We start from the raw sequence: 14724 nt of genomic DNA on the forward strand, positions 1-14724 counted from the left end.
CAATGCTCAGGAGGAGCGGCGGAACCTTCCGAGGCGGTCGCGGAGGGGGGTGAGCCGCTTACCCCTCGGACGAGGCTGCGCGGCGCGGGTCTCCGCCGGCTCACAGGGCTCCTTCTGCTCACGGGCGGGCCAGAAGGAGGCCGCGGCGCTGTGCCGTACGCCGTGGGTCTCCTCGATCACCTCGTCGAGGGGCTCTCCGGGAGCGGCGACCAGGAGGGCGCGGCCGACGGCCTCGGTCCGTTCGAGGCGGGCGGCGTGGCCGTCGGCGAAGGCGACCTTCAGAACGCCCAGCCGGTCGCCGGTCACCCGCTCGATCATGCCCTCCAGCGACGCCGGTTCGAGCGGCACGTCGATCGGACCGATGTAGCGGAACGGGGCAGGCGCGGCCGTGGGCGTCACCTCGTCCGCGAGGCGGACGCGGGGGTCGTGGCGGTAGCCCTCGCGGAGCATCCGCAGCTCGAACGCCGGATCAGTGAGCACGGAATGGCGGCCGGCCGGCAGCTTCGACCAGGGCGCGACGAGGGTGACCGACACATCCGGGAGCGTTCCCGACAGAGCCGCGCGGACGGCCTCGTGCGTCTCCCGTTCGGTCGCGTCGCCGACGTCCAGCACCACCTCGACGTACGGCACGAGCCAGCCCCGGCCCGGGTCCTTGCGGAGATCGCGGCGGAGCGGGATGCGCTGCGCGAGATAGGGCTGCACCGCGCGGACCGTCGCCGTCCGGTCCCGCCGCTGCGCGGGCAACCCGAGATGTACGGCTTTCGCCTCCAGGTCCGGGACGAAGACGGCGCCCTGCTGGGCCAGCCGATAGGCGAACTCGGTGTCCTCTCCCCGGATCACGAGGGGGTCGATCGCGCCCGCGGCGTCGAATAGTGACCGGTGGAGCGACACGGTCGGCCCGGTGCACACGTGGTAGGGGTTCTTGCTGCGGCGCAGCCCGTCGAGACGGACGATCGTCTTCTCCGTGGAGCTGGGGATCGCCCGCGACATGTCCACGATCTCGTCCACGACGTCGTCCAGCACGGCCCGCCGCACGTCCCCGGCCGTGACCGCGGGCTCCTCGACGAACTGCTTCGCCCCGATGGCGACCACGTAGTCGGTCAGGTGATGCCATCGCATCAGCGTTTCCAGGTGGTCGCGGTGGATCACCATGTCGGCGTCGAGCCGCTGGATGACCGTGCCCCCGGACGCCTGCACGCCGCTGTTGATCGCGTGGCCGGGCCCCCAGCCATCGGGGGCGGCGGGGACCAGGCGGGTGTTCTCCGGCCGGATCTCGGGCAGGCGCAGGGGAGGATCGCTGCCGTCGTCGACGACGAGGACCTCGACGAGATCGGCCGGGTAGGTCTGCGCGGACAGGGCGGCAAGAGTGAGGTCGAGCCGGTGCTGCCCGCCGTGGGCGGGGATGACCACGCTGACCGAGAGCTTCGGCGTCCATCGCCCCACGGCAGCGGGCTTGAGCGGGGAAAAGTCGTTGTGCCGGATCATCGGTCGGGCCCTGCTGCCCGTCACAATGGCAACTCCTCCGTTGTTACACATCCAGTCAAATTACCGGGCAACCCTAGCGAGAGAGTCTGAGCGTTTCCTAAGGTGACGCTCAGCATGTCCATCAGGTGGACAGCGCTTCTCGCATTTCAGGCGGTTGGCCGTAGACTCGTTGGCCAATACCCCAGGTTGCACGCGTGAGCAAGCGCGTGGAGGGAGCAATACATGTCCAGGGCATGGCGTGGCCTCATCGAGGAGTACCGTGACCGGCTTCCGGTTTCCGCGACGACGCCCGTGGTCACCCTGCTCGAGGGCGGCACGCCTCTGATCCCCGCGCGGCGGGTCTCCGAGCTCACCGGTTGTGAGGTCCACCTCAAGGTTGAGGGTCTGAACCCCACCGGCAGCTTCAAGGACCGCGGCATGACCGTGGCGATCAGCAAGGCCGTGGAGGAGGGCGCCCAGGCGGTGATCTGCGCCTCTACCGGCAACACCAGCGCCTCGGCGGCGGCCTATGCCGTACGGGCGGGGCTGACCTGCGCCGTGCTCGTGCCGCGCGGGAAGATCGCGATGGGCAAGCTGGCCCAGGCGCTCGTTCACGGGGCCAAGCTGCTCCAGGTCGAGGGCTCGTTCGACGACTGCCTGGAGATGACGAGGAAGCTCGCGGAGAACTACCCGATCGCGCTGGTCAACTCCGTCAACCCGCATCGCCTCCAGGGTCAGAAGACCGCCGCGTTCGAGATCGTCGACACTCTCGGCGACGCGCCCGACGTTCACTGCATCCCCGTCGGCAACGCCGGCAACATCTCGGCCTACTGGATGGGCTACAAGGAGTACGCCGACGACGGCGTGGCCACGAAGAGGCCGCGGATGCTGGGATTCCAGGCCAGCGGCGCCGCGCCCCTCGTCGGGGGGGCTCCCGTCACCCACCCGCACACGATCGCCACCGCCATCAGGATCGGCAATCCCGCTTCCTGGAAGCTCGCGGTGGCGGCGCGCGACGAGTCGGGCGGCGACATCCAGGCCGTCACCGACCGTCAGATCGCCGCCGCCTACAAGCTGCTGGCCCAGGAGGAGGGCGTCTTCGTCGAGCTCGCCTCGGCCGCGAGCGTGGCGGGGCTGCTGCAGGCGCACGAGCAGGGCCTGCTCACGGCGGGGGAGCGGGTGGTCTGCACGGTCACCGGCAACGGCCTCAAGGACCCCGACTGGGCGATCTCGGGCGCTCCCGCTCCCGTGACGATCCCCATCGACGCCTACGCGGCCGCCTCCGCCCTGGAACTCGCCTGACCCTTGCCTCTCCTCCCCCACCTCTTGGCCGTGATCATGTACAGGTTCCCGGGCTGGGCCGCCGACGTGGCCAAACCCGGGTCGTGATCATGCGCAGGGTCCCGCGAAGGCCCGTTGACCAGCCGTAATCCCGTTCGTGATCATGTACGCGGCTGACCGCGCATGGTTTCAGGTGACGCACGTGAGTTCAGGTGACCAATGACGAGTAGTGCGAACGACGGGCGTGACGGCGTCGTCGTCCGTGTCCCGGCGACCAGCGCCAATCTCGGCCCCGGCTTCGACAGCCTCGGCCTCGCGCTCGATCTGTACGACGAGGTGGAGGCCGAGTTGCCCGACGCCGAGGGCGTGAGCGTCGAGGTCGAAGGGGAAGGCGAAGGCGCCGGAGAGCTGGACCGCGGCGAGGGGCACCTGATCGTCCGCACGATGCGGACCACGTTCGACCGCATGGGCGTCCCCCAGCCTCCCGGCATCCGGCTCCGCTGCGTCAACCGGATCCCGCACGCCCGCGGCCTCGGCTCGTCCTCCGCCGCGATCTGCGCGGGCATCCTCGCCGCCAGAGCCCTCGCCCGTACGGCGGGCGCTTCCGGCCACCCGTCGTACGGCGGCTCGCAAAGCGGTTCGGCGGGGGCGGGAGCCGTACGGGACCTGTCGGACGCCGAGGTGTTCGCGCTGGCGACGGAGCTGGAGGGGCACCCGGACAACGTGGCGCCCTGCCTGGCCGGCGGGCTGACCATCGCCTGGACGGACCAGTCCGGAGCAGCGAGTATGGTGAAACTGACGCCACACGAGGACGTCCGGCCGGTCGTGATGATCCCGGGGTTCCGGTTGTCCACGGAGGAGGCGCGGGGGCTGCTGCCGAAGGACGTACCGCATTCGGACGCCGCGGCCAACGCGGGGCGGGCGGCGCTGCTGATCGCGGCGCTCACTCAGAGACCGGAATCCGGCCTCCTGCTCGCCGCCACCGAAGATCGGCTACACCAGGATTACCGGGCGCCCGCCATGCCGCGGACCGCGGATCTGGTACGACGCCTCCGTGCCGCAGGGGTGCCTGCCGTGGTCTCTGGGGCCGGTCCGACCGTTCTCGTGTTTTCGACCCGGGATACCCAGGATTTGATCGCGCCAGAAGTGGGTAATGATTGGCACATCCAGCCAATGAACGTCGACCCGATCGGTGCGGGCGTTCGGTTTCCCGAGACACGCTGATGCCTCTTCGACCTTCAGGGAATAGCTGTGCGCGCTGGTGATGTTAAGGTGATAGCCGCACCAGGTGCCCCCGTGTTGGGTGCGTGCTTGTCATTCGCACATCGCTGCACTTCGCCTCGCGTCCTTCGACGCGGGCAGGGCGATTTCCCCGAAACCGTTTCCTCCAGTTGGCTCACCTCCGGGTGGCATGACGGGAGGCGGCGTTCTCGGAGACATGCGCGTTCGAACCACCAAGACATCTGGTCGGTGGCGGCAATCCGGGGGACGACCCCCGGGCACCTACCGCTCGCGAGTCCCAAGGGTCATCGACACATGGAATTCGCGAAGCCCGACCCGGTCTGTCCCGCCGGGTCGCACCACCGGGACGCCTGGACCATCAAGCCCGGCGCCCGACCCCTGGGAAGGACCCTTAGTTGAGCGACACCACCGAACTCCTCTCCGACGGCCAGGCCGCCGGCGACACCCCCCCGACCGCCCCGGCCCGACCGCGTCGTCGCTCCGGCACCGGCCTGGCCGGCATGGTGCTTCCTGAGCTGCAGGCCATGGCCAGCGGCCTCGGCATCAGCGGGACCGGACGGATGCGCAAGAGCCAGCTCATCGCGGCCATCCAGGAGAAGCAGGGCGGACCGGGAGAGACCTCCGCTGAGCCGAAGGCGACCGTCGAGGCCCCCGCCGCCGTTGAGCGCCCCGCCCGTGGCCGCCGGGAACGTTCCCGTGCCGCCGCGCCCGCGAGCGAGCCCGCCGCCGTCGAGCCCGCCGCGGTGATCCGCGAGGAGCGCCCCGCGCTGGAGCGCGTGGACAGCGCCCCCGCCACCGTGACCGCCGCTGCTCCGGCCGACACCACGACCGGCATCTCCGCCGCCTCCGCCGCGGCATCCAGCACGGTCGTGGCCGACCCGCAGGCCGACGCCGCCGCCGGTGAGGCCCGCGCCGACGGCCGCGGCGAGCGCACCGACCGCCGCGAGCGCCGCACCCGCGGTGGCGAGCGTGGCGAGCGCAGTGACCGTGGCGGCGACCGCGCCGAACGTGGCGCCGACCGCCGTGAGCGCTCCGGCGACCGCGACGGCCGCGCCGACCAGCGCGCCGCCGACGTCGGTGACGGCCAGACCCGTGGCCGCGACCCGCAGAGCCGCAGCGACAACCGCGACAGCAGGAACGACAGCCGCGGTGACGTCCGAGGCGACAACCGGGGCGACAACCGTGGTGACGTCCGAGGCGACAACCGCGGTGACAACAGGGGTGACGCCCGAGGCGACAGGGGCGACACCCGGGGCGACCAGCAGGGTGACGACCCCCGCGGCCGCCGTGGCCGGTTCCGGGAGCGTAACCGTCGTGGCCGTGACCGCTTCGACAGCAACGAGCCCGTGATCAGCGAGGACGACGTCCTCATCCCGATCGCCGGCATCCTCGACATCCTCGACAACTACGCGTTCGTGCGCACGAGCGGCTATCTGCCCGGCGCGAACGACGTGTACGTCTCGCTCGCCCAGATCCGCCGCAACGGCCTGCGCAAGGGCGACGTCGTCACCGGCGCCGTCCGCCAGCCGCGCGACGGCGAGCGCCGCGAGAAGTTCAACGCGCTCGTCCGCCTCGACACGGTCAACGGCATGGAGCCGGAGCAGGCCCGCCAGCGGCCCGACTTCAACAAGCTGACGCCGCTCTACCCGCAGGAGCGCCTGCGTCTGGAGACCGAGCCCAACGTCCTGACCACCCGGATCATGGACCTGGTCTCGCCGATCGGCAAGGGCCAGCGCGGCCTCATCGTCTCGCCGCCGAAGGCCGGCAAGACGATGGTGCTCCAGGCGATCGCCAACGCGATCACGCACAACAACCCGGAGTGCCACCTGATGGTCGTCCTCGTGGACGAGCGTCCGGAAGAGGTCACCGACATGCAGCGCTCGGTGAAGGGCGAGGTCATCCACTCGACCTTCGACCGTCCCGCCGAGGACCACACCACGGTCGCCGAGCTCGCGATCGAGCGCGCCAAGCGCCTCGTGGAGCTGGGCCACGACGTGGTCGTCCTGCTGGACTCGATCACCCGTCTGGGCCGGGCGTACAACCTCGCCGCTCCCGCGAGTGGTCGCATCCTCTCCGGTGGTGTCGACTCCACGGCGCTCTACCCGCCGAAGCGCTTCTTCGGCGCCGCACGCAACATCGAGAACGGCGGCTCGCTGACGATCCTCGCCACGGCGCTGGTCGAGACCGGCTCCAAGATGGACGAGGTCATCTTCGAGGAGTTCAAGGGCACCGGCAACATGGAGCTCAAGCTCAACCGGTCCCTGGCCGACAAGCGGATCTTCCCCGCGGTGGACGTCGACGCGTCCAGCACCCGCAAGGAGGAGATCCTCATGGCCAAGGATGAGCTGGCGATCGTCTGGAAGCTGCGCCGGGTGCTTCACGCCCTCGACATGCAGCAGGCGCTGGAGCTCCTTCTGGAGAAGATGAAGGAGACCAAGTCCAACGCCGAGTTCCTGCTCCAGGTGCAGAAGACGACGGTCAGCAACGACCGCGACTAGTTCTCCGCGTTACCGACGCCTCGGGTGGCCCGCCGCCCGGGGCGTCGTCGTTGTGTACGGCCCGGCATCGGGCTGTCGCATCAGGCGGCAGGCCGTACATGTGCATGATCACGCTCACGATGAGGCTGTGGGGCGTGCGCGCGCGGGAATATGTGCATGATCACGGGGTGGGCCGGGCCTGGTGGGGCGGTGTGCGGAGGAGCGTGTGCATGATCACCTCCATGGGAGGCGGGGTTTCGGTGACGCTGAACGCAGAAGACGCAGAAGGCCCGCGCGGATCGCTCCGCACGGGCCTTCCATGGTCCTGTACGGCTTGCGCCAGGGGTTGATGACGCGAGCCGGGCAGTCGGTGTTACTTCAAGTGGTTCAGTGAGCTACTTCACGTCGACGAACTTGATGTTCGACAGCGAGCCGTACGTGCCGCTGGTGCCGGTCGCCTGGGTGCGCCAGTAACCGTCGTACTTCGGCTTGACGACCTTGGTGTACTTACCGGTGGACGTCGTGCCGATGTAGCCGACGAACTTCCACTTCGTGGTGCCCTTCTTCTTGAAGTAGAGCTTCACGATCTTCTTGCTCCACCCCTTGGAGCCGCGGTAGACCGTGCCCGAGAGCTTGGTGGTCTTGCCCTTCTTCACCTTGGCCGGCGAAGCCAGCAGCGTGATCTTCGACTTGGCCTTCGTCGAGCCGGACTTCTTGACCTCGAAGCCCTTGACGAAGCTGTACTTCTTGCCGCTTCGCTCGACGCTGACCTTCAGCTGCCAGTCGCCGGTCGCGGTGCTGTAGTCGAACGCGGTGCTGTCGTGGTACGACTTGTTGTCAGACTCGAGCCCGGTGCCGAGCGCGTACTTCTCGTTCGTGTCCTCGCTCTCGAGGCGCACATCGGTGACCTTCTCGTCACCGTACTTCTCGAGCGTGAACTCGACGTAGACGTCGACTTCCTTGCCCGACTTGAGGTAGACGGGGTCGGGGTCGACGCTAGCGCCAGTGACGCGGGTGGCCGGCTTGACCTCGAACGTCGCGGTGTCGCTGACGGCTGGTGCCGAACCGTCGGGGTCGACCGTGACCTTGAGAGTCCACTTGCCGCTGGCCGTGGTCGGCTTGTCGCTGGACGAAACCGGGATGGTGCCCTTGACCTCAACCGGATTCGCGGGAGGAGTCGGCGCCGGCGACGTGTTCGGCAGATCGTTGAGCTTGGTGACCGTCGCCGCGTGTCCCGCGCTGCTCGTCGACTCCCCTTCCTTCCAGAACTCCGCCTTGATGTCGGGAGCCTTGGTTCCTCCCACGTACGGGTCGGTGACCTTGAACGCGAAGGGAATCGAGTCGCTCCCGCTGGGCGGGATGAAGTTCAGCGTCGAATCGACGCCGAGGCTGCTGATAGGCGAGTCGGCGTTTGCGGGGGAAGCTACGGTGATGGCCGCACCTGTAGCGAAGACTGCCGCCCCCGTTGCGGCGGTGATTACCAGCCGCAGGCTCTTCCTCATGGATACCCCTTACATTGGTAAAATTGAGGGAAAAGTCGGGTTTGAACATCGGAGCCTAGTGGGGCTGATGTGACTCGTCCACCTGAACGATAAGGTTCCTCCCGGTTCGCGCGGAGTTCCACTGCAGTTCAGCGCTGGTGTGCGGCCTTGACAAGAGACGAGGAATAGCCGACGGCCTGGGAAGGTTGAGGGATCTGGCACACTGGAACCCGAACCGCAGCGGTACCGGTTCCCGCCCGCGCATCACGAGTGTGCCGATGCGCGAAAGCCGTACGAGGCGCAAGCGACCCGGCGACCGCACCTGAGCGTTAGGACTGAGACATGAAGCCCGACATCCACCCGGAGTACGTGGTCACCGAAGTGACCTGCACCTGCGGGAACTCCTTCACCACGCGCAGCACCGCGAAGAGTGGGATCATCCACGCCGACGTCTGCTCGGCCTGCCACCCGTTCTACACGGGCAAGCAGAAGATCCTCGACACCGGTGGCCGGGTGGCGCGCTTCGAGGCGCGCTTCGGGAAGAAGGCCCAGAGCAAGTAGCTCGCTCAGGACGCCGGCTCGGATGCGGCCCTCGACAAGGGGGCCCATCTGGGTCGGCGTTCTTGGTGATTACGGCCGAAATCCCGATGAAAGGAGCGTGCGGTGAACCTCGACGAGATCATCAGCGAGTACGAGGACCTGGAGAAGCGGCTCGCCGATCCCGCCGTGCACGCCGACCAGGCGAAGGCCAGGACGTACGGCAAGCGCTACGCGGCGCTCACGCCCATCGTGGCGACCTATCGGGAGCTGGAGGGGGTCCGGCAGGACCTCGCGGCGGCCCAGGAACTGGCGGCTGAGGACGCGTCGTTCGCGGAGGAGGCGGCCGACCTCGAAAGCCGCATCCCGATACTGGAGGAGAAGCTGACGCATCTCCTCGTCCCGCGTGACCCGAACGACGACAAAGACATCATCATGGAGATCAAGGCGGGCGAGGGCGGCCAGGAGTCGGCCCTGTTCGCGGGCGACCTCCTGCGCATGTATCTCCGCTATGCCGAGCGGATCGGCTACAAGACCGAGATCATCGACGCCCAGCACTCGGACCTCGGCGGCTACAAGGACGTCACGGTCGCGATCAAGGGCAAGGAGGGCGTCTGGGCCCGGCTCAAGTTCGAGGGCGGCGTCCACCGCGTCCAGCGGGTGCCGGTGACCGAGTCCCAGGGCCGCATCCACACGTCCGCCGCCGGAGTGCTCGTCTACCCCGAGGCTGAGGACGTCGACATCCAGATCGACTCCAACGACCTGCGGATCGACGTGTTCCGGTCCGGTGGCCCCGGTGGCCAGAGCGTCAACACGACCGACTCGGCCGTCCGGATCACCCACATCCCGACCGGTGTGGTCGTCTCCTGCCAGAACGAGAAGAGCCAGCTCCAGAACAAGGAGTCGGCGATGCGCGTCCTGCGCGCCCGGCTGCTCGCGATCGCCCAGGAGGAGGCCGAGGCCGCCGCCATGGCGGAGCGCAAGTCGCAGGTGCGCACGGTCGACCGTTCCGAGCGGGTCAGGACCTACAACTACCCGGAGAACCGCATTTCCGACCACCGTGTGGGCTACAAGGCCTACAACCTCGACCAAGTCCTGGACGGCGATCTCGACTCGGTGGTACAGGCATTGCTGGACGCCGAACTGTCGGAGAAACTCGCCGCCCACTCGTGAGACAGACACATGCCCTCACACGCATACCGTGGGACAGATGCCGTGACACGCCCGTCGTGACACGCGTCGTCCACGCGGATGCTGTAAGACGCAAGACATAGCCCGTGCCGTACGCCCATGCCGTAAGAGACCGATGACCTTCCTGCTCGACGAGATCGCCCTCGCCACCGCCCGGCTCGCCGAGGCGGGCGTGCCGTCACCGCGCACGGACGCCGAAGAGATCGCGGCTTTCGTCCATGGTGTGACGCGCGGCAAGCTGCACACGGTCAAGGACGCCGACTTCGACGCGCTCTTCTGGGAGGGCATCGCCCGCCGGGAGGCCCGGGAGCCGCTCCAGCACATCACGGGCCGCGCGTACTTCCGCTACCTGTCGCTGGAGGTCGGCCCGGGGGTCTTCGTGCCGAGACCGGAGACGGAGGTCGTGGCGGGCTGGGCGATCGACCGGCTGCGCGAGATGGACGTCGCCTCACCGGTCGTCGTCGACCTCGGCACAGGGTCGGGGGCCATGGCGCTCTCGATCGCCCAGGAGGTCGCGCTGGCCCAGGTGCACGCCGTCGAGATCGACCCCGTGGCGTACGGCTGGGCCAAGCGGAACATCCTCGAACACGGTCAGGGCCGGACGTCGCTCCACCCCGAGGACCTCGCCGACTGCCTGCCCGAGCTCAACGGACAGGTGGATCTGGTGATCTCCAACCCGCCGTACATCCCGCCGGGCGCCATCCCGCGCGATCCCGAGGTGCGCGACTACGACCCGTCCCGCGCGCTCTACGGGTCGGGCAGGGACGGCCTGGACGAGGTCAGAGCCGTGGAGCGCACGGCCCGGCGGCTGCTCAGGCCGGGAGGCTTCGTGGCCGTCGAGCACGCCGACGAGCAGGGAAACTCGGTGTACTGGCTGTTCCCGGAGGAGAACGGCTGGCGCGATGTCCGGCTCCGCCAGGATCTGACCGGCCGCGACCGTTTCGTCACCGCCCGCCTCACCCACGACTGAACCCACGTGATCATGCACAGGCTCTTCGCGGCCCCCACCAACTGAGCGTGATCATGCACAGGTTCCTGGAAATGCACGCGACCAGCGACGATCGTTGGCGTGATCATGCACACTTTCCCTGGAACAGTGCTTGACCTCGGTCATCGGCCAACGTGATCAAGCGGCTGCGGCTGCATGATCGCGATAGGCGTTTCCCCATGTGGAGGCCGGTCAACGGGAAGGTGTGCATGATCACGCGCAGTGTTGGGGCAGGTGGAGACGCCGATGAGGGAGCCTGTGCATGATCACGGCGAAGGTGGGGCGCGGACGTGGGAAGATGGGGATCGTGAGTCGACGGTACAACTGTGCTAACCAGGGTGAGCGGACCTCTGGACTGATCGACGGCGCCTCGGTGGTGCGGCGGGGCGAGCTCGTCGTCCTCCCCACCGACACGGTCTACGGCATCGGCGCGGACGCTTTCACCCCGTCCGCCGTGACTGCCCTGCTGGAGGCCAAGGGCCGGGGCAGGGACATGCCGGTCCCCGTGCTCGTCGGCACCGTCCGGGCAGCCAACGCGCTAGTCGAGGGCCTCGGCACGTACGGCCAGGACCTCGTCGACGCCTTCTGGCCCGGCCCGCTGACCCTCATCCTGCGGGCCAACCGGTCGCTGTCGTGGGATCTCGGCGACACCAAGGGGACGGTCGCCGTCCGGATGCCGCTGCACCCGGTCGCCCTGGACCTCCTGAAGGAGACCGGCCCGATGGCCGTCTCCAGTGCCAACCGGTCGGGGGCCGCGCCCGCGACCACCGCGGCCGAGGCCGAGGAGCAGCTAGGCGAATCGGTCTCCGTCTACCTCGACGCGGGTCCGTGCACGGACAACGTGCCGTCCACGATCCTCGATCTCACCACGGCCGTGCCCCGGGTCCTGCGCAAAGGCGCGATTCCCGTCGACAAGCTCCGCGGCGTCGTCGGCTACCTCGCCACGGAGGACTGAGGCCCCAGCCTCGGTATCGGTTCCGTACGGCGGTGCGGGCCTCGGGCGTTTGAATCAGGGCGATTCATGCCATCTGGCTATCGGGGTTTTGTACGGCTGCCTCCCCGGCTACCGTGAAGTGCGCCGATATCTCTGTGGAGGCGTGCCCATGGCGAAGCTCGACGGGATGGATCCGAAACTCGTCCGCGAACTGTTGTCGGAGGTCCAGCACGCCGCGAGGCAGATGGACATCATCGAGGCCCGGGTCACGCAGTTGACACGCGGTGCCGGCATCGCCGTACAGACGACACACCGCCCGTCACAGGTCGCCGACGCCTGTTCGACGATGGTCAGGGACGTGACGAACCGTCTGGTTCTCCTGGAGAAGAAGGAGAAACAGCACGGCGCCAACGGCAATGTGGCGGCCGGCAAGGAGTCCTCGTTCACGGAGCAGGACACCACCAAGCCTTCGGACGACCCCAAGCCGCCCGCGGACAAGGCCACCGGTGCCGCTTCCGATCACAAGACGGACCACAAGACGGACCACAAGGCCGATCACAAGGCTGGCGACAAGGCTGACCATTCGGGTGCCAAGTCGGGCCACGACCAGCCGTCCGCGAAGCACTCCGAGGCCCCGTCGACCGCGCCCAAGCACGACTCCGCCAAGCATGACTCCGCCAAACCCGAGTCTGCCAAGGGTGAGACCGGCCACAGGGTCCACGGTGCGAGCGACGGCGAGACCCACGCGAAGACTCACGACAAGACGCACGGCACGGCCGAGGGCACCCTCGCCGAGAAGACCCACGGCACAGCCGAGGGCGGCCTCCCTGAGCTCTCCCACGCTCCCAAACACGACGGCACCAGCACCGGCGCTGCCAACGGCGCTGCGAACGGGACCGGAAACGGCGCTGCCAACGGCGTCGGGAATGGCACTGGCCAGGGCGTGGGCAACGGCACCGGCAACGGGGTCGCCAACGGCGTAGGCAACGGCACGAACGACGGCACCGGCAACGGGATCGCCAACGGCGTAGGCAACGGCGTTGCGAACGGAACCGGGAATGGCGCTGCCACCGGGACCGGGAATGGAAGTGTCCCGGGAGCCGGCAACGGAGTCGGCGACGGCACTGGTCACGGCACTGGTCACGGCGCGGGCAACGGCACCGGCGACGGGGTTGCCAACGGCGTGGGCAACGGCACCAACGACGGCACCGGCAACGATGCCGGTGGCTCTGGTGGCACGTGCGACGGCCCAGGCAACGGCGGCAACGGGGCCGGGAACGGCACGGGCAACGGCGTTGCCCAGGTTGGCAATGGCACGGGCAGCGGCGCCATCCAGGGTGTCGGCAACGGCATCGGGGACGGCACCGGTCACGGCGTCGGCAACGGAACCGGGAATGGCGTCGGTAACGGCACGGGGAACGGCGCTGTCCAAGGAGTTGGCCAGGGCGTCGGCAACGGCGTCGGGAGCGGTGGGGCGGGTGGCGCCCACGTCACCGGTGTGGGCGGGCACCAGGTCGATCATCCCGGCCAGGGCGGCGGTGTCGGCCAGGGGGGTGCCGAGCAGGGCACGTCCGACGGGACGAAGTCGGGCAGTGAGCAGCCCTCGACCTCGCGGGACGACTCGCAGATCATCGACACACCGAAGAAGGACCACCCCGACGACATCGACCAGACGGTGGGCCGCCAGGTGATCGTCGTCGATGGCGTCAAGGTCGTCTCGACGCCCATGAACCAGCCGGACGGGGACTCCATCGCCTGGATCAACGACCACATGGACCAGGCCAAGCCCATGGAGATGCCGAGCATCCACGCTCACCCCGGCAGCGGCACCGGCCCTCACCCGGACGGCCCGCCCGGCTTCGTCGAGCCCCTGGAACCCGGCACTCCGATCTCCGGCACGGCTGGACACGCCGGTCATGCGGGCGACCCGGCCCACACAGGGCACGTGACCGGCCACACCAATCCTCCCGGCCACTCCACCAATCCCGCCGGCCAGTCCGGCTCGGGCCACACCGGCAGCACCGGCACCACCAACCACCATCCAGGGCTGGCGCCGGGCGACCCGGAGGGGGACTACGTCGGCACCCCCGAGGACAACCTCACGGAGGATCCGTACGCCACCGGCAACGGCGACTCGGTGCCCGGCACGCCCGAGCACCACGGGAGCGGGAGCACGGGCGGGTCGAGCGGCAGCGGCGGGCTCGGCTACGCGAGCACGTCAGCCGGCCCTTCCGGCTACGGCGATCCCAGGTCGGAGGCGGCGGCCCAGCCGGGCGACGTGCTGTCCTACCCGGCGGGCCCGGAGGACGACAACGTGCTGCGGACGCTGGTCGACCACCATCGGGAGATCGAGCCCATCGACATGCCGAGCGTCAGCGTCCCCGAGGGGGAGTGGGGCAAGGGCGAGTGGGCGCCGATGAAGCTCGAGCCGGATGGCCCGTCCGGCAGCGTCGATCCCGGGGACCCCGGCAGGGCCATCCCACCGCCGGGAAGCTGACGGCATGCCCGGCCGCGTCCCCGTCCCCGATGGCCCGGTTCACCACACGTTCGACCGCATGCCCGTCCCCGCCCGACCCCGGAGACCCCGCGCAGGCGGAGTCGCCGGAGTCACCCGAGTCACAGAAGAGGCTGAAAGCTCAGTGGAGGCGCAATCGTGATGTACGTCGACCCTCCGGCACCGACTCCGCTGCAGCCGGGGGAGGCGCCGCCCGCGCCGTCGGACACGGAGTTGCTCGCCCCCGGCGGCCAGCCGACCGGCTGGGTCTTCAACCCGGAGTATCAGCGTCTCGTGGACCTGTGGTTACAGGTCGTCCCGCTGATGGACCAGCTCACTGGCTCGTTGGACAAGCCGTACCAACAGGCGCGGAGCAGGGACGTCTGGGACGCCCCGGTCGCGGGGCGGTACGTCCAGGACCTGGCCGAATGGCGCAACCGGCTCGGGATGTACCGCCAGGCGGTGCTGACCGCGATCAGCGACCAGGCGGCCGACACCCCGCGCTGGGTGCCGAGCCGCGCGGGCGCGCCGCACGCCTTCTCCTGACCTCGCTTCCGTACAGCTTGTGCAAAGGGCCGCCGGACAGGGAGCGATCCGGGGGCCGGGGTTTACATTGAGAGGAGTGTCGTCGCTGG

General features: G+C 69.0%; 11 protein-coding genes. 9 read left to right on the top strand and 2 right to left on the bottom strand.

Annotated elements, in window-relative coordinates; translation table 11 throughout:
* Nucleotides 1-6: 6 nt before the first annotated feature.
* Nucleotides 7-1509 carry a glycosyltransferase family 2 protein gene (locus ABH927_RS16275; RefSeq protein ID WP_370022318.1) on the bottom strand — a complete coding sequence of 501 codons (1503 nt, stop codon included), beginning with the start codon at nucleotides 1507-1509 and terminating at the stop codon, nucleotides 7-9.
* Nucleotides 1510-1707: 198 nt separating this feature from the next.
* Here ABH927_RS16275 and thrC point away from each other — a divergent pair, with 198 nt between their 5' ends.
* From thrC to rho, 3 genes are all read left to right on the top strand, one after another.
* On the top strand, nucleotides 1708-2766 hold the full coding sequence (thrC, locus tag ABH927_RS16280; RefSeq protein WP_370022320.1) for a threonine synthase: 1059 nt from the start codon (nucleotides 1708-1710) through the stop codon (nucleotides 2764-2766).
* 198 nt (nucleotides 2767-2964) lie between these two features.
* The gene (locus ABH927_RS16285; protein WP_370022322.1) at nucleotides 2965-3969 is read left to right on the top strand and encodes a homoserine kinase; all 1005 of its coding nucleotides are present in this window, start codon (nucleotides 2965-2967) and stop codon (nucleotides 3967-3969) included.
* A gap of 413 nt (nucleotides 3970-4382) precedes the next feature.
* Nucleotides 4383-6485 carry a transcription termination factor Rho gene (rho, locus tag ABH927_RS16290; RefSeq protein WP_370022324.1) on the top strand — a complete coding sequence of 701 codons (2103 nt, stop codon included), beginning with the start codon at nucleotides 4383-4385 and terminating at the stop codon, nucleotides 6483-6485.
* A gap of 374 nt (nucleotides 6486-6859) precedes the next feature.
* On the opposite strand, the gene ABH927_RS16295 is transcribed toward rho, so the two are convergent.
* Nucleotides 6860-7966 (bottom strand): hypothetical protein, encoded by a 1107-nt coding sequence (locus ABH927_RS16295; protein WP_370022325.1) that lies wholly within the window; start codon nucleotides 7964-7966, stop codon nucleotides 6860-6862.
* 321 nt (nucleotides 7967-8287) lie between these two features.
* On the opposite strand from ABH927_RS16295, the gene rpmE reads away from it, so the two are divergent.
* The 6 genes from rpmE (at nucleotide 8288) to ABH927_RS16325 (ending at nucleotide 14635) form a co-directional block, all read left to right on the top strand.
* Complete coding sequence (gene rpmE, locus ABH927_RS16300) at nucleotides 8288-8506, top strand: 50S ribosomal protein L31 (protein ID WP_370022327.1); 219 nt, start codon at nucleotides 8288-8290, stop codon at nucleotides 8504-8506.
* Nucleotides 8507-8608: 102 nt separating this feature from the next.
* The gene (gene prfA, locus ABH927_RS16305; RefSeq protein ID WP_370022329.1) at nucleotides 8609-9655 is read left to right on the top strand and encodes a peptide chain release factor 1; all 1047 of its coding nucleotides are present in this window, start codon (nucleotides 8609-8611) and stop codon (nucleotides 9653-9655) included.
* 133 nt (nucleotides 9656-9788) lie between these two features.
* On the top strand, nucleotides 9789-10643 hold the full coding sequence (prmC, locus tag ABH927_RS16310; protein ID WP_370022331.1) for a peptide chain release factor N(5)-glutamine methyltransferase: 855 nt from the start codon (nucleotides 9789-9791) through the stop codon (nucleotides 10641-10643).
* A gap of 316 nt (nucleotides 10644-10959) precedes the next feature.
* The gene (locus ABH927_RS16315) at nucleotides 10960-11616 is read left to right on the top strand and encodes an L-threonylcarbamoyladenylate synthase (protein WP_370022529.1); all 657 of its coding nucleotides are present in this window, start codon (nucleotides 10960-10962) and stop codon (nucleotides 11614-11616) included.
* 148 nt (nucleotides 11617-11764) lie between these two features.
* Nucleotides 11765-14092, top strand: coding sequence for a hypothetical protein (locus ABH927_RS16320; RefSeq protein WP_370022333.1), 2328 nt, complete (start codon nucleotides 11765-11767; stop codon nucleotides 14090-14092).
* Between the two features lie 159 nt (nucleotides 14093-14251).
* Entirely contained in the window at nucleotides 14252-14635 is a 384-nt protein-coding gene (locus ABH927_RS16325; RefSeq protein WP_370022531.1) for a hypothetical protein, read from the top strand.
* Nucleotides 14636-14724 lie beyond the last annotated feature (89 nt).

The organism is Planotetraspora sp. GP83, from assembly GCF_041262585.1.
Lineage (GTDB): Bacteria > Actinomycetota > Actinomycetes > Streptosporangiales > Streptosporangiaceae > JAOEGB01.